The organism is Mesorhizobium ventifaucium, assembly GCF_935822925.1.
Lineage (GTDB): Bacteria > Pseudomonadota > Alphaproteobacteria > Rhizobiales > Rhizobiaceae > Mesorhizobium > Mesorhizobium ventifaucium.
Map to the genome: position 1 here is coordinate 122,770 of NZ_CAKXZS010000011.1, position 13,274 is coordinate 136,043.

Annotated in this window: 13 protein-coding genes; 5 read left to right on the plus strand and 8 right to left on the minus strand. The window is 64.8% G+C overall.

The genetic code is table 11. The features are described from left to right. Positions 1 to 6 precede the first annotated feature (6 nt). From NMG70_RS08880 to NMG70_RS08895, 4 genes are all read left to right on the plus strand, one after another. Positions 7 to 585 carry a cytochrome b gene (locus tag NMG70_RS08880; RefSeq protein ID WP_254024149.1) on the plus strand — a complete coding sequence of 193 codons (579 nt, stop codon included), beginning with the start codon at positions 7 to 9 and terminating at the stop codon, positions 583 to 585. 69 nt (positions 586 to 654) lie between these two features. After that, positions 655 to 1,230: a YceI family protein gene (locus tag NMG70_RS08885; RefSeq protein ID WP_254024150.1), complete on the plus strand. Its 576-nt coding sequence runs from the start codon at positions 655 to 657 to the stop codon at positions 1,228 to 1,230. Positions 1,231 to 1,313: 83 nt separating this feature from the next. Beyond that, positions 1,314 to 2,300 (plus strand): Gfo/Idh/MocA family protein, encoded by a 987-nt coding sequence (locus NMG70_RS08890; RefSeq protein ID WP_254024151.1) that lies wholly within the window; start codon positions 1,314 to 1,316, stop codon positions 2,298 to 2,300. A 39-nt stretch (positions 2,301 to 2,339) separates the two neighbouring features. Beyond that, entirely contained in the window at positions 2,340 to 3,998 is a 1,659-nt protein-coding gene (locus NMG70_RS08895; RefSeq protein ID WP_254024152.1) for an FAD-binding dehydrogenase, read from the plus strand. 5 nt (positions 3,999 to 4,003) lie between these two features. Here NMG70_RS08895 and NMG70_RS08900 read toward each other — a convergent pair whose 3' ends face one another. The 7 genes from NMG70_RS08900 to bcoG all read right to left on the minus strand — a co-directional run bounded on the left by NMG70_RS08900 (position 4,004) and on the right by bcoG (position 11,826). Next, on the minus strand, positions 4,004 to 4,945 hold the full coding sequence (locus tag NMG70_RS08900) for an alpha/beta hydrolase (RefSeq protein ID WP_254024153.1): 942 nt from the start codon (positions 4,943 to 4,945) through the stop codon (positions 4,004 to 4,006). 216 nt (positions 4,946 to 5,161) lie between these two features. Continuing rightward, positions 5,162 to 5,944, minus strand: a complete 783-nt coding sequence (locus NMG70_RS08905) for a carnitinyl-CoA dehydratase (RefSeq protein ID WP_254024154.1) — start codon at positions 5,942 to 5,944, stop codon at positions 5,162 to 5,164. Continuing rightward, a complete protein-coding gene (locus NMG70_RS08910) occupies positions 5,937 to 8,015 on the minus strand; it encodes an acetate--CoA ligase family protein (RefSeq protein WP_254024155.1) in 2,079 nt (692 codons plus the stop codon). Before NMG70_RS08910 ends, NMG70_RS08905 begins: the two co-directional genes overlap by 8 nt. A 3-nt stretch (positions 8,016 to 8,018) precedes the next feature. Further along, the gene (locus tag NMG70_RS08915; RefSeq protein ID WP_254024156.1) at positions 8,019 to 9,182 is read right to left on the minus strand and encodes an acyl-CoA dehydrogenase family protein; all 1,164 of its coding nucleotides are present in this window, start codon (positions 9,180 to 9,182) and stop codon (positions 8,019 to 8,021) included. Positions 9,183 to 9,186: 4 nt separating this feature from the next. Further along, positions 9,187 to 10,260: a 3-hydroxyacyl-CoA dehydrogenase NAD-binding domain-containing protein gene (locus NMG70_RS08920; RefSeq protein WP_254024157.1), complete on the minus strand. Its 1,074-nt coding sequence runs from the start codon at positions 10,258 to 10,260 to the stop codon at positions 9,187 to 9,189. Continuing rightward, positions 10,257 to 10,886, minus strand: a complete 630-nt coding sequence (locus tag NMG70_RS08925) for an HD domain-containing protein (protein ID WP_254024158.1) — start codon at positions 10,884 to 10,886, stop codon at positions 10,257 to 10,259. The genes NMG70_RS08920 and NMG70_RS08925 overlap by 4 nt, the downstream gene beginning before the upstream one ends. A 28-nt stretch (positions 10,887 to 10,914) precedes the next feature. Beyond that, positions 10,915 to 11,826, minus strand: coding sequence for a 3-dehydrocarnitine:acetyl-CoA trimethylamine transferase BcoG (gene bcoG / locus NMG70_RS08930; protein ID WP_254024159.1), 912 nt, complete (start codon positions 11,824 to 11,826; stop codon positions 10,915 to 10,917). A 131-nt stretch (positions 11,827 to 11,957) separates the two neighbouring features. On the opposite strand from bcoG, the gene NMG70_RS08935 reads away from it, so the two are divergent. Then, positions 11,958 to 12,938, plus strand: a complete 981-nt coding sequence (locus NMG70_RS08935) for a GlxA family transcriptional regulator (RefSeq protein ID WP_254024160.1) — start codon at positions 11,958 to 11,960, stop codon at positions 12,936 to 12,938. Between the two features lie 6 nt (positions 12,939 to 12,944). Here the strand turns inward: NMG70_RS08935 and NMG70_RS08940 are convergent, their stop codons facing one another. Continuing rightward, entirely contained in the window at positions 12,945 to 13,154 is a 210-nt protein-coding gene (locus NMG70_RS08940) for a hypothetical protein (protein ID WP_254024161.1), read from the minus strand. Between the last annotated feature and the right edge of the window lie 120 nt (positions 13,155 to 13,274).

Sequence of the window (13,274 nt, forward strand, 5' to 3'; positions counted from 1 at the left end):
TCGACAATGCCTGCGTCGATCACAAACAGCACCAGCCGCTACGGCTGGGCGGCGATCGTCCTTCACTGGCTGATCGCCGCGATCTTCATCGGCCAGTTCGTGCTCGGCCTCGTCATGATGCGGCTGTCCAGCCAGCGCACCGCCTTCGAACTGATCCAGCTGCACAAATCCTTCGGCTTTCTGCTGCTCGGGCTGGTGATTCTGCGCATCGCCTGGCGTCTCGGCAATGCGGTGCCGGCGCTGCCGCGCTCGGTCGAACCTTTCGAGCGCCGCGTGGCGCCGCTCGTCCATTTCGTGCTTTACGGCTTTCAGCTCGCGCTGCCGCTGTCCGGCTGGGCGCTGGTGTCGGTGTCGATGCTGGAGATCCCGAGCATGCCGTTCAACCTGTTCGTCATGCCGGACCTGCCACTGGCGGAATCGGACCCGGCGGAAAGCTTCTGGACCTCGGCGCATTGGTATCTCGCCTATGCCGGCATCGGACTTGTCGCCCTGCACATCGCCGCGGCGCTGCGCCATCATTTCTGGCTGAAGGACGCGGTGCTGACGCGCATGATCGCGCCTTCGTCGGATCACAACACGGAATAGAGCTGATGGCTCATTCGTTATTGGGGGAGGGCGCGAAAAACGTGTTGCCTCAACAAAAGGATCACGCCCATGGTTGCGCGCATCTTCGGATTTGCGGCGGTCGCCACCTGCCTTGCCATGCCTGTTTTCGCGGCGGTGGCGCTCAGCGACGCTGCCGGCAGCTACACGATCAGCCCGGCCGGTTCCAGCATCCGTTTCTCCGTCGGCAAGGCCGGCGGCGGCGGGCTCGCCGGCGCCTTCGCCCGCTTCAAGGGCAGCATCCGCATCGACAACAGCAATATCGGACGCTCCCAGGTCAATATCACGATCTTTCCCGAAAGCGTCGGCACCGGCCAGCGCCGCGTCGACGCCTTCCTTCGCTCCGACGCGGTGTTCGACGCCGCCAACAACCCGGAAATCCAGTTCCGCTCGACCAGCGTGAAACGCACCGGCGACACGTCAGCCCTAGTCACCGGCCGGCTGACGGCGCGCGGCAAGACTTTTCCGGAAAAGTTCACAGCCGAGCTTAGCGCCTTCAAGGCGGGCACAATAAGATTCCATGTCACCGGCAAGGTGCTGCGGTCGCGCTACGGCATGGATGTCGGCACGCCGATCTATTCGAACGTCGTCGACTTCGACATGATGCTGACGGGCAGGCGCCGCTGAATATCAGGGTTAGCGCCTGGTCATTGGCTTTTCCCCGGATTTGGGGCAAACCTCGTCATCTGCAATCGAGAGGGAGAAGCCTGATGTTCCGATGGGGTGTTTTGTCGACGGCCAAGATCGGTCGCGAGCATCTTTTGCCTGCAATGGTCGAAGCGGAGAACGGCGTGCTGTCGGCGATCGCCAGCCGCGACCTGTCGAAAGCCCGTGCCTTGGCCGACCGTTTCGGCGCGCCCCATGCCTTCGGTTCCTATGACGAGTTGCTCGCATCCAAGGATGTCGACGGCGTCTACATTCCGCTGCCGACCGCACAGCATGTCGAATGGACCGCCAAGGCGATCGAGGCCGGCAAGCATGTTCTGGTCGAAAAGCCGCTGGCGCTCGATGCCAAGGACATTCCACCGCTGATCAAGCTGCGCGACGCCAAAAACGTGCTGGTCTGCGAAGCGTTCATGGTCGTCTACCACCCGCAATGGATCAAGGTGCGCGAGCTGATCGCCAATGGCGCCATCGGCCGGCTGCGCCATGTCCAGGGCGCGTTCTCCTACTACAATGTCGATCCCAAGAACATGCGCAACCAGCTCGACCTCGGCGGCGGCGCGCTGCCCGACATCGGTGTCTACCCGACGGTGTCGACGCGCTTTTCAACGGGCAAGGAGCCGTTGCGCGTCCAGGCGACGATCGAGCGCGACAAGACCTTCGGCACCGACATCTACTCCTCGATCCGCGCCGATTTCGGCGACTTCGAACTGTCGTTCTATCTGTCGACGCAGATGGCGGCGCGGCAGGTGATGGTGTTCCACGGCGAGAAGGGCTTCATCGAGGTGCTTTCGCCGTTCAACGCCGGCATCTATGACCATCATCGCATCGAGCTGCACAACCAGAATCACAGCGAGGCGCAAGTGTTCCGCTTCCCCGGCATGCAGCAATACCGGCTGGAGGTCGAGGCGTTCGCGCGTGCGGCGCAGGGCGGCACGGATCGCGTCTTCACGTTGGAAGAATCGGTGCTCAACCAGAAGGTCATCGACGCCATCTTCCGCGCCGGCGAGAAGGAAGGCTGGGAGACGGTCTGACAATCGTCCAGCCGGGGAGGTGAGCCGGGGGAGGAGAAAGTGGCTGACGATGCGGATGCGATCATTGTCGGCGCCGGCCTTGCCGGGCTCGTCGCCGCGGCCGAACTGGCTGAGGCCGGCAAGAAGACCATCATTGTCGACCAGGAGCCTGAACAGTCGCTCGGCGGCCAGGCGTTCTGGTCGCTTGGCGGCATCTTCCTGGTCGATTCGCCGGAGCAGCGGCGCATGCGCATCCGCGATTCGCATGATCTGGCGCTCGAGGACTGGCTTGGCACCGCCGCCTTCGACCGTGCGGAAGATTTTTGGCCGCGCCGCTGGGCCGAGGCCTATGTCGGCTTCGCCGCCGGCGAGAAGCGCTCCTGGCTGACGCAGCGCGGCATGAAGTTCTTTCCAATCGTCGCCTGGGCCGAGCGCGGCGGCGGCAACGCCGTCGGCCACGGCAATTCGGTGCCGCGCTTCCACGTCACCTGGGGCACCGGGCCGGGCGTGCTCGAGCCGTTCGTCCAGCGTGTGCGCGAGGCCGAGAAGAGCGGGCTGGTCAGCTTCGGATTCCGCCACCGCGTCAACGAACTGACGCGGACAGGCGGCGTCGTCGACGGCGTGCGCGGCGACATGTTGGCGCCGAGCGATGTCGAGCGTGGCCGCAGGAGTTCGCGCGACATCGCCGGCGACTTCGAGCTCAAGGCGCAAGCGGTCATCGTCGCTTCCGGCGGCATCGGCGGCAATCCCGAGCTTGTCCGCAAGAACTGGCCGCAGCGGCTTGGCACGCCGCCCAGGCGCATGATCTCCGGCGTTCCCGACCATGTCGACGGCCGCATGCTGGCGATCACTGAACAGGCCGGCGGCAGCATCATCAACCGCGACCGCATGTGGCACTATGTCGAAGGCATCAGGAACTGGGCGCCGCTCTGGACCGACCATGCAATCCGCATCCTGCCCGGCCCGTCGTCGCCGTGGCTCGACGCCCGCGGCAAGCGCCTGCCGCCGCCGCTCTATCCCGGCTTCGACACGCTGGGCACGCTCAGCCACATCATGAGCACCGGCTTCGATTATTCCTGGTTCATCCTGACAAAAAAAATCATCCGGAAGGAGTTCGCGTTGTCCGGCTCCGAGCAGAACCCGGACCTCACCGGAAAAAGCTGGGGCCAAGTGCTTGGCCGCGCCACATCAGGCATTCCCGGTCCGGTGAAGGCGTTCATGGACAAGGGCGAGGATTTCATCGTCGAGCCTGATTTGCCGGCGCTGGTCGCCCGCATGAACGCGCTTGTCGGTGGCGAGCCGCTGGTTGAGCTGACGCAGGTCGAGCGCGAGATCCGCGCCCGCGACCGGCAGCTCGACAATCCGTTCTGCAAGGATATGCAGATCACCGCCTTGCGCGGCGCCCGCGCCTATCTCGGCGACCGGCTGATCCGCACGGCAAGGCCACACAAGATGCTCGACCCTGCCAATGGGCCGCTGATCGCGGTCAGGCTCAACATCCTGACCCGCAAGACGCTGGGCGACTTGCAGACCGATCTCGACAGCCGCGTCCTGGGTACCGATGGCCAGCCGGTCGGGGGATTGTACACGGTCGGCGAAGCCGCCGGTTTCGGCGGCGGCGGCATGCATGGCTATGCGGCGCTGGAAGGGACGTTTCTTGGCGGCTGCATTTTTTCAGGCCGCAGCGCCGGCCGCGCGGCTGCGCGGGCACTGGGGTAGGACCGTCACCAGATCCATTCGCCCCGTCCCAGAGCCGACACCGCGTCGACGATCCGGGTAAAGCTCGAGCGCGCACGACCGACCGTGTGCCGGGCTCTGAGAAAACTATGCACCAGCCCCGGCTCTTCCAACCAGTAGGCGTGGCCGTCTGCCGCGACGACGCGGTCGCGATAGGCCTCGCCGTCTGACGACAGCGGGTCGCATTGGGCGGTGATCAGCACGGTCGGCGGCAGATTGGCAAAATCGGCGTCGGCCAGCGGCGACAGCGTAAGGTCGCCGGTGCGGTCCTCGCCGCCGGTCCTGATATTCATGTAGAAATCGAGATCGCGCACCGTCAGCATCGGCGCTTCGGCATGGGTCACGTAAGAACCTTGCGATCGGTCGCCGCCAAGGCTGGGATAGATCAGTACGTGGCCGATCGGCCTTCGTGCATGGCCACGCGTCGCATGGCTGACCGCGGCGGCAATATTGCCGCCGGCGCTGTCGCCGCAAAGCAGGATCTGGCGCTTATAGGTTGTCGCCGCCCATTCGAAGGCGCTGATGGCATCGTCGAAGCCGGCCGGATGCAGATGTTCCGGCGCCAGCCGGTAGTCGACCGAAACCACCTCATAGCCGGTGCGGCTGCAAAGCTCGGCGCAGAGGTCGTCATGGCTGTCGAGCCCGCCGAGGATAAAACCGCCGCCATGGAAATAAAGCACCATCGCCGCCGCTTCCGGCGCGGGTGTGCGGTAGATGCGGATCGGGATGGGGTGCGAAGGCGTGGCAATGGCGGTGGTTTCCGCCGTAACATTGTCCGGGTGGCCGGCAGAGAACTCACGGCACATGCGGTCGTAGATGTCGCGCTGCCGATCGATCGTGTAGTCGATCGCATCAGGCGGATAATAGGAGTTGGTGCGCTCGATGAAGGCCCAGGTCTCGGCGTCGATGAGCTTTTTGTAGTCGGTCATGGACGCGGAAAGTGTTCTGACGACAGCGCCTGAGCACCCCCCTCTGGCCTGCCGGCCATCTCCCCCGCAAGGGGGGAGATCGGATGTCGCTTAGGCTTTCGCCAATCTTCAGCGCGGCAGGAAGGGCGGATGGGCCGAAGCTGCCAATCTCCCCCCCTGCGGGGGAGATGCCCGGCAGGGCAGAGGGGGGTGTGACGGATCGCCCTCATCTCCCCGTTACCTCCCCTTCCACACCGGGTCGCGCTTTTCGGCAAAGGCGCGAAAGCCCTCGAGATTGTCCTCCGAGCCGTACAGAGCGTCAACCGTCGGCAATTGGCGGCGCGTCACCCGGTTCATCGCGTCCTGGAAGGTGAGCGCTTCGGCGACCCGCGCCGTCTCCTTGATCGCGGCAAAGACCAGCGGCGGACCACCGGCCAGCAGCCGGGCGATCTCCCAGACGCGATCCTCGAGCTTCTCATTGGGCAGCACCTCGCTGACCAGGCCCCAGCGGTGCGCCTCGGCGACATCCATCCAGCGGCCGGTGAGCAAAAGGTCCATGGCGACATGATAGGGAATGCGCTTCGGCAGCTTGATCGTCGCTGCATCGGCCAGCGTGCCGGCGCGAATTTCCGGCAGCGCAAAGGAGGAGTGATCCGACGCGTAGATGAGGTCGCAGGACAGCGCCAGCTCGAAGCCGCCGCCGACCGCCATGCCGTTGACGCAGGCGATGACCGGCTTGTTGAGATCGCGCAGTTCCTGCAGTCCGCCGAAGCCGCCGACGCCATAGTCGCCGTCGACGGCATCGCCGCCGGCCGCGGCTTTCAGGTCCCAGCCGGCGCAGAAGAACTTGTCGCCGGCAGTCTTGACGATGGCGACCCGCAGATCCGGATCGTCGCGGAACGCCTTGAAGGTCTCGCCCATCAGCCGCGAGGTGTTGAGGTCGATGGCGTTGGCCTTGGGCCGATCGAGCGTGACTTCGAGGATCGTCCCCTCGCGGCGGGTGGTGATGACGTCAGACATTCTTGTTTTCTCCAAGCACCAGCAGCGCGTCGGCGATCCAGGCGCCTTTGCCCTGCGCGCAGACGATCAGCGGGTTGATGTCTAGCTCCTCGATCTCGCCGGCATTTTGCTGCACGAAGGCGGCAATGCCTGATATCGCCTCGATGGCCGCCGCGACATCGGCCTTGGGCCGGCCGCGATAGCCTTCGAGCAGCGGGAACAATTTGAGCCCGCGCAGCGCCGCCTCGATGTCGTCGCGGGTCGCCGGCAGCATCAGTGTGACGCTGTCGCGCAGCAGTTCGACCAGCACGCCGCCGGTGCCCAGTGTCATCACCGCGCCGAACATCGGGTCGCGGGTGAAGCCGACGAGCAACTCGGCGACGCCGTCGCGCACCATGCGCTCGACGTAGAGGCCGGTGCCTAGCGCATCGAGATCATGGGCGGCGGTGCTGACCGATTCGGCGTCCCTGAGGTTGAGCCGCACCGCCCCGAGCTCGGATTTGTGGGTGACCCCCAAAGCCTTCAGCGCAACCGGAAAACCGAGCGCCATCGAGGAGATGACCGCCTCGACCGCATTGCCGGCGCGTTCGCCGCTCGGCACGGGGAGCCCGGCCTCGATCAGCCGCGCTTTCGCCTCGGCCTCATCAGGCGTGACATGGTCGCCGGCCGGCGCTCCGGAAGCGGAGGTGTCGATCGGCTGCGCCTGCGGCTCGCGCCAGGCCCAGCCGATGAAGGCTGCCGCCTGGGCGGCGTCCATGGCCTCGGAAATGCCGAACAACGGCACCATGCCGCGTGCCATCAGCCCGGCGGTGTATTCCTCGGGCAGGTTTTCCGGCAGCGACGAGACGATCGCGCCCTGCGCCTTGTTGGTCTTCAGCGACGATTCGAAGGCGCGCAGCGTCGTCCACCAGTCGGTGTCCGAGCAGCGGTCGGGGCGCGGGAAATCGAGCACCAGCATATTGAGGTCGAAGCCACCCGACACCATGGCGGTGAAGGTGGCGGTCATCGCCGGCTCGTTGTTCCAGATGAAGGTATGGTAGTCGAGCGGGTTGGCCACCGCAACCAGCGGCCCGAGCGTCGATTTGACGTGGGCGCGGTGCGTGTCGGTCAGCGCCGGGAAATTCACCCAGCGGCCTTCTGCGCTGTCGGCCATGACAGACGCCTCGCCGCCCGAACAGCTCATCGACGACAGCCGGTAGCCGGGCAGTGGACCGGTGACGTGCAGCAGCTTGAGCGCCTCGATAAAGGCAGGGATGGAATCGACGCGGGCGATGCCGAGCCGCTTCAGGAAGGCGCCCGAGGCAGCGTCCGAGCCGGCCAGCGATGCGGTATGCGACACCGTCGCTTGCCGCGCCTGCTCGGAGCGGCCGACCTTCATGGCGACGATCGGCTTCTTCAGCTCGCGCGCCCGCGCGGCCAGCCTTTCGAAGCCGGCTACCGAATCGAATGCCTCGACGTGCAGGCCGAGCGCGGTGACGCGGTCGTCCTCGACCAGGCCGAGCGCCATTTCGGAAAGGCCGGTCTGTGCCTGGTTGCCGGCGGTCATCAGAAAGGCGATTGGCAGGCCGCGCTTCTGCATCGTCATGTTGATGGCGATGTTTGACGATTGGGTGATGATGGCGACCCCGCGGCCACCCTCGGCCAGCCGGATACCGCCATGTTGGTCGGGCCATAAAAGCGCGCCGTCGGCATAATTGATCAGGCCGTAGCAGTTCGGCCCGATGATCGGCATCTGGCCCGCCGCGGCGACCAGTTCCGCCTGCAATCGCTCGCCATGCTCGTCATAAGCCTCGGTCTCGAGAAAGCCGGCGGCAAAGCAGACAGCGCCGCCGGCACCGCGCTCGGCCAGCGCCTTGACCACCTCGATGGTCAAATGCCGGTTGACGCCGACAAAGGCGGCGTCCGGCGTGCCGGGCAGGTCCGCCACTGAGCGGTAGGCTTTGCGCCCGGCGACATCATCCTTGGTCGGGTGCACCGGCCAGATCTCGCCGGCAAAGCCCATCTTGATCGACTGCGCGACGACGGCGGCAGCCTGCGCGCCGCCGAACACGGCGATCGATTTTGGGCGCAGGAGACGTTCAAGCCTGTGCATTGTTCAGCCGCCGAACGGGCGCAGCAGCGCCCGTGAAATGATGTGGCGCTGGATTTCCGACGTGCCTTCCCAGATGCGCTCGACGCGGGCGTCGCGCCAGATGCGTTCCAGCGGCAGGTCGTCCATCAGCCCCATGCCGCCGTGGATCTGGATCGCCTCGTCGGCGACGAAGGCAAGCATTTCGGTGGCCTTCAGCTTGGCCATGGCCATGTCCTGATCGGTGACGGTGCCCTGATCGTACTTCCAGCCGGCTTCGAACACCATCAGGTCGGCCGCCTTCAGTTCGGTCGCCATATCGGCAAGCTTGAATGAAACGCCCTGGAACTTGCCGATCTGCTGGCCGAACTGCTGGCGCTGCGCGGCGTATTCGACGGCATGGCCAAGCGCCCGCTCGGCCCGGCCGAGACAGGTCGCGCCGACCTGCAGGCGGGTTGCGCCAAGCCATGAATTGGCGACGTCGAAACCCTTGTGGACCTCGCCCAGAACCTGGGCTCCGGGCAGCCGGCAATCGTCGAATTCGAGGATGGCGTTGGTGTAGCCGCGGTGCGAGACGTTGCGGTAGCCGTCACGCACCGTAAAACCCTTGGTGCCCTTGTCGACGAAGAAGGCGGTGATCTTCTTGCGTTTGCCACGCGAAGACTCTTCCTCTCCCGAGGCCATGAAGACGATGGCGAAATCGGCAAGATCGGCATGGCTGATGAAGTGTTTGGTGCCGTTCAGCACCCAGTCGTCGCCATCCTGCACCGCGGTCGCCTTCATACCGCGCAGATCGGAGCCGGCGCCCGGCTCGGTCATCGCCAGGCAATCCCATTTTTCGCCACGAATGCAGGGGAACAGATATTTTTCGCGCTGCTCCGGCGAGCCGGCCAACAGGATGTTGGAGGGCCGCGCTACACAAGTCCAGTGCAGCGCGTAATTGGCGCGGCCGAGCTCCTTCTCGTAAAGCAGCCAGGTCACCGTATCGAGGCCGGCGCCGCCGACCTCCGTAGGCATGTTGGCGGCATAGAGTCCGGCTTCGATCGCCTTGGCCTTGATCTCCTCGATCAATTCGCGGCGCAGCACGCCGGTGCGCTCGACCTCGCGCTCATGCGGGTAGAGCTCGTTCTCGACGAAGGCGCGCGTCGTCTCGACGATCAGTTTCTGTTCTTCCGAAAGACCAAAATCCATCGCCTCAGCCTTTCTTCTTTTTCTTCGGCCTTTCAGCCTTGGCCTTTTCGGCCGCCTTGGAAGTAGCGGGCTTCTTCGCCGCAAGCTTGGCGAGCTGCTTGGTATAGTCCTTGTGCAAGGCGCCGGCGCCCCAGCCCTTGCCCTTGTTCTGCTTCGACAGCGCATCCATGATCGCGACCAGATTGTCGTCGCGGATCTTTTCGAGCTCGCGGATCGACAGGCCATCCGCCTGGTCGTCCGACTGCCTGGCGATCAGGTCTACCAGTTCGTCGTTGAACTCCGGCACATCCATCAGCTTGGTCCACGGCCATTTCAGGCACGGCCCGAACTGCGCCATGAAGTGGCGCATGCCGGCCTCGCCGCCGGCGACGCGGTAGACCTGGAACATGCCCATCTGCGCCCAGCGCAGGCCGAAGCCATAGCGCATGATGTCGTCGAGCTCCTCGACCGTGCAGATGCCGTCCTTGATCAGCCACAGCGCCTCGCGCCATGCCGCCTCCAGCAGGCGGTCGCCGACGAACGCCTCGATCTCCTTGCGGATCACCACCGGCTTCATGCCGATCGAGGCGTACATCTCCTTGGCGACCTCGATCGCCTCGGGAAAGGTCTGCTCGCCGCCGACGATCTCGACCAGCGGCAGCAAATAGACCGGGTTGAACGGGTGGCCGACGACCAGCCGTTCCGGATGCTTCTTCATCGCCACCTGCATGTCGGTCGGCTTGATGCCGGAGGTCGAGGAGCCGACGATGGCATTGGCCGGCGCATAGAGGTCGATCTCGGCCAGCACGCGGTGTTTCAGATCGAGCCGCTCCGGCACGCTTTCCTGGATGAAATCGGCATCGGCGACGGCGTCGGCAATGGTCTTGGCAAAGGTCAATTTGCCTTCTTTTGGCAGGCCGTCGGGCAGCATCTGCTTGTAGGCGCGGCGCGCGCCTTTCATCACTTCGTCGACCTTGCGCGCGGATTCGGGGTCGGGATCGAAAATCGACACGTCGATGCCATTCAAGAGCAGCCGCGCCACCCAGCCGGCGCCGATGACGCCGCCGCCAATCGCAGCTGCCTTGGTGATGATGCTCATGCGGAGGCTCCGGTTCTTGTCCTGGCTACTTTGGAACCGATGAGAGGCACGCGCTCGCCGGCGCGGATCACGGTGGGGTCATAGGCCCTGCGCGCAAACACTTCGAGCACGAAGGGCCGGAAGAAGTCGATCGGCAACGTCTCATAATCCGGATCGAAGCTCGACTGGTCCCAGCGCTCGCAGAACTGGTCGCAATCGTCGAAATAAAGATGGCCGGCGAAACGGTCGCGCGCATGCGGATTGCCGCCGAGATGGTGGGCGTAATAGAGGCGCTGGAAGTCACCGTGCTTTTCCACCACCCAGGTGCACTGCTCGCGCACGAAAGGTTTTAGGATCGAAGCTGCATATTCGTCGTGATTGTACGGTGCGTAGATGTCGCCAATATCGTGCAGCAGCGCGCAAACGATCCAGTCGGTGTCGGCGCCGTCGCGCCATGCGCGCGTCGCCGCCTGCAGCGAATGGCCGAGCCGGGTGACCTTGTAGCCGGACAGCCCCTCGTCGAGCTGGACAAGCGCGTCAAGCAGCCGCTCGCCGGTCTTCGCCGCATAGTCGATCTCATGCTCGGTGAGGAAGGCGTAGTCGTCGCGGTCGCCATCTCTCATCGCGGTGAATTTCACGGTCTTCATCGGCGGCTCCTCCCTACCGAATCCCTTGTCAAAGCGGCGCGCGCTTCGTCAAATTGAGCTTCTTGCGCACTTCTTCCGGGCCGATGACCCGTGCCCCCATGTTCGACACGATGCTGACCGCCCGCTCGACCAGCTGCGCATTGGTTGCCAACACCCCCTTGTCGAGCCAGAGATTGTCCTCGAGCCCGACGCGGACATTGCCGCCGGCCAGCACCGCAGCGGCGGCATAGGCCATCTGGTTGCGACCGATGGAGAACGCCGACCAGGTCCAACTCGACGGCACATTGTTGACCATCGCCATGAAGGTGTTGAGATCGTCCGGCGCGCCCCATGGCACGCCCATGCACAATTGCACGAGAGCATCGGGGTCCAGCACCTTTTCCTCGACCAGTTGCTTGGCAAACCAGAGATGGCCGGTGTCGAAGGCCTCGATCTCCGGCTTGACGCCAAGCGCCGTCATCATGCCGCCCATGGCGCGCAGCATGCCGGGCGTGTTGGTCATGACATAGTCGGCTTCGGCGAAATTCATGGTGCCGCAGTCGAGCGTGCAGATCTCCGGCAGGCACTGGCGCACATGCGCCACGCGGTTGCTGGCGCCACCCATATCGGTGGCTTTTTCGTTCAGCGGGAGCGGGTTTTCCGGCGAACCGAACACCATGTCGCCGCCCATGCCGGCGGTCAGGTTCAGCACCACGTCGACGTCTGCCGCGCGGATGCGCTCGGTCACCTCGCGATAAAGCTGCACGTCGCGGCGCGGCTTGCCGGTTTCGGGGTCGCGCACATGGCAGTGGACGATCGCCGCACCGGCCTTTGCCGCGTCGATGGCCGAATCGGCGATCTGCTTGGGCGAGCGCGGCACATGCGGGCTGCGGTCCTGCGAACTGCCGGACCCGGTCACGGCACAGGTAATGAAAACCTCACGGTTCATCGCAAGCGGCATCGACTTTTCTCCCAATCGGCACAGACGGTCCTGATCAAACAAACATAGGGCCAATCAAACATGGGCCAAATCGACCAGACGGCAACAATGCCTGACTTGCCGGAAACTGCTTTGCGTTTTACGAAGGTCGCATGATGAAAAGCGAAAAGCCTTCGATCTTTCGCGCCGAACGCTCGCCGCTCAAGGTGACGCTGCTGGTATTTTCCGGTTCGTCGATCATGTGCGTGGCCTCGGCCGTCGATCCGCTGCGCGCCGCCAACCGTATTGCCGGCGAGACGCTGTTCGATTTCAGGCTGGTTTCGGTGACCGGCGAAGCGCCGGTCACCACATGCGGCCTGCCGGTTGCGGTCAGCGGCCGCTTCGATGCGGCGGAGACGACGGATGTGCTTGTCGTCGTCGCCGGTTTCGGCACGCAGAACTATGCCACATCGGCTCTGCTTGCCGGCCTGCGCCGCGCGGCGCGCGCCGCGCGCGCCTGCGGCGGCGTCGAAGCCGGTACCTGGCTGGTCGCCCGCGCCGGTCTGCTGGAAGGGCGCAGCGCCACCACCCATTGGGAGGATATGGAGGATTTTTCCTCGGCCTTTCCCGATGTCGATGTCCGCCCCGACCGCTACGTCATCGACGGGCCGGTCTTCACGTCCGGTGGCGCTTCGCCGACCTTCGACCTGATGCTGCATCTGATCCGTACGCGGCTCGGCATGGCCGTCGCGCTCGATGTGGCAAGCGTCTTCATCTACGACCAGGCGCGGGCGGCGACCGACGCGCAGCCGCTGGTCTCGCTTGGCCGCCTCGACGGTTACGATCCGCGGCTGGCGCAAGCCATCCGGCTGATGGAAGCTCATGTCGACCAGCCCCTGACCATCGCCGCGGTGGCAATGCGCGCCGGGGTGACGGCACGAACGCTGGAAAGCATCTTTCGCAAGTCGATCGGCGAGACGCCGGGCGCCTACTATCTCAGGCTGCGGCTGGGCGCCGCGCGCCGGCTGGTGGTCGACACGGGCGTGGCGATGGCCGATATTGCCGGGCGAACAGGCTTCTCGTCCGCCGCGGCGTTTTCCAGGGCGTTTTCAAGAGCTTTCGGCGAAGCGCCGGTCAGGCTGCGTAGGAGATAGCCGGGATCAGGCAGCGTTCCGGCGGTCGCTTTTGCCGTCGATTTGCGAGCGCATCTGTCTCGCAAGGTGGGTCTCGAAGCGGCTGGCGACCGCGCGATCCCATTCGTTTGCACCGCGGGCACCATGCTTCGGGTGCGGCAGCGCCATCAGCCGGTCGATGATCGATCCGGCCTCGCCAGATGAGAGCAGGGCGTCGATTTCGCGTTCGTGCTGCATATCGTTTCGCCTCCTTCTTTCTGTTTCCGCCACGAAACACATATACAAGATTCGTGACGGCTGTTTGAAGGCAAGAGCGAGGCGATTGAGGGGCGGTGCGAGACAAAACCTTGTCGTCGG

Coding starts and splice junctions, on each gene's coding strand:
- NMG70_RS08905 (WP_254024154.1), bottom strand. CDS start 5,944: ATGTCTGACGTCATCACCACCCGCCGCGAGGGGACGATCCTCGAAGTC.
- bcoG (WP_254024159.1), bottom strand. CDS start 11,826: ATGCCGCTTGCGATGAACCGTGAGGTTTTCATTACCTGTGCCGTGACC.
- NMG70_RS08935 (WP_254024160.1), top strand. CDS start 11,958: ATGATGAAAAGCGAAAAGCCTTCGATCTTTCGCGCCGAACGCTCGCCG.
- NMG70_RS08920 (WP_254024157.1), bottom strand. CDS start 10,260: ATGAGCATCATCACCAAGGCAGCTGCGATTGGCGGCGGCGTCATCGGC.
- NMG70_RS08880 (WP_254024149.1), top strand. CDS start 7: ATGCCTGCGTCGATCACAAACAGCACCAGCCGCTACGGCTGGGCGGCG.
- NMG70_RS08885 (WP_254024150.1), top strand. CDS start 655: ATGGTTGCGCGCATCTTCGGATTTGCGGCGGTCGCCACCTGCCTTGCC.
- NMG70_RS08900 (WP_254024153.1), bottom strand. CDS start 4,945: ATGACCGACTACAAAAAGCTCATCGACGCCGAGACCTGGGCCTTCATC.
- NMG70_RS08890 (WP_254024151.1), top strand. CDS start 1,314: ATGTTCCGATGGGGTGTTTTGTCGACGGCCAAGATCGGTCGCGAGCAT.
- NMG70_RS08910 (WP_254024155.1), bottom strand. CDS start 8,015: ATGCACAGGCTTGAACGTCTCCTGCGCCCAAAATCGATCGCCGTGTTC.
- NMG70_RS08925 (WP_254024158.1), bottom strand. CDS start 10,886: ATGAAGACCGTGAAATTCACCGCGATGAGAGATGGCGACCGCGACGAC.
- NMG70_RS08915 (WP_254024156.1), bottom strand. CDS start 9,182: ATGGATTTTGGTCTTTCGGAAGAACAGAAACTGATCGTCGAGACGACG.
- NMG70_RS08940 (WP_254024161.1), bottom strand. CDS start 13,154: ATGCAGCACGAACGCGAAATCGACGCCCTGCTCTCATCTGGCGAGGCC.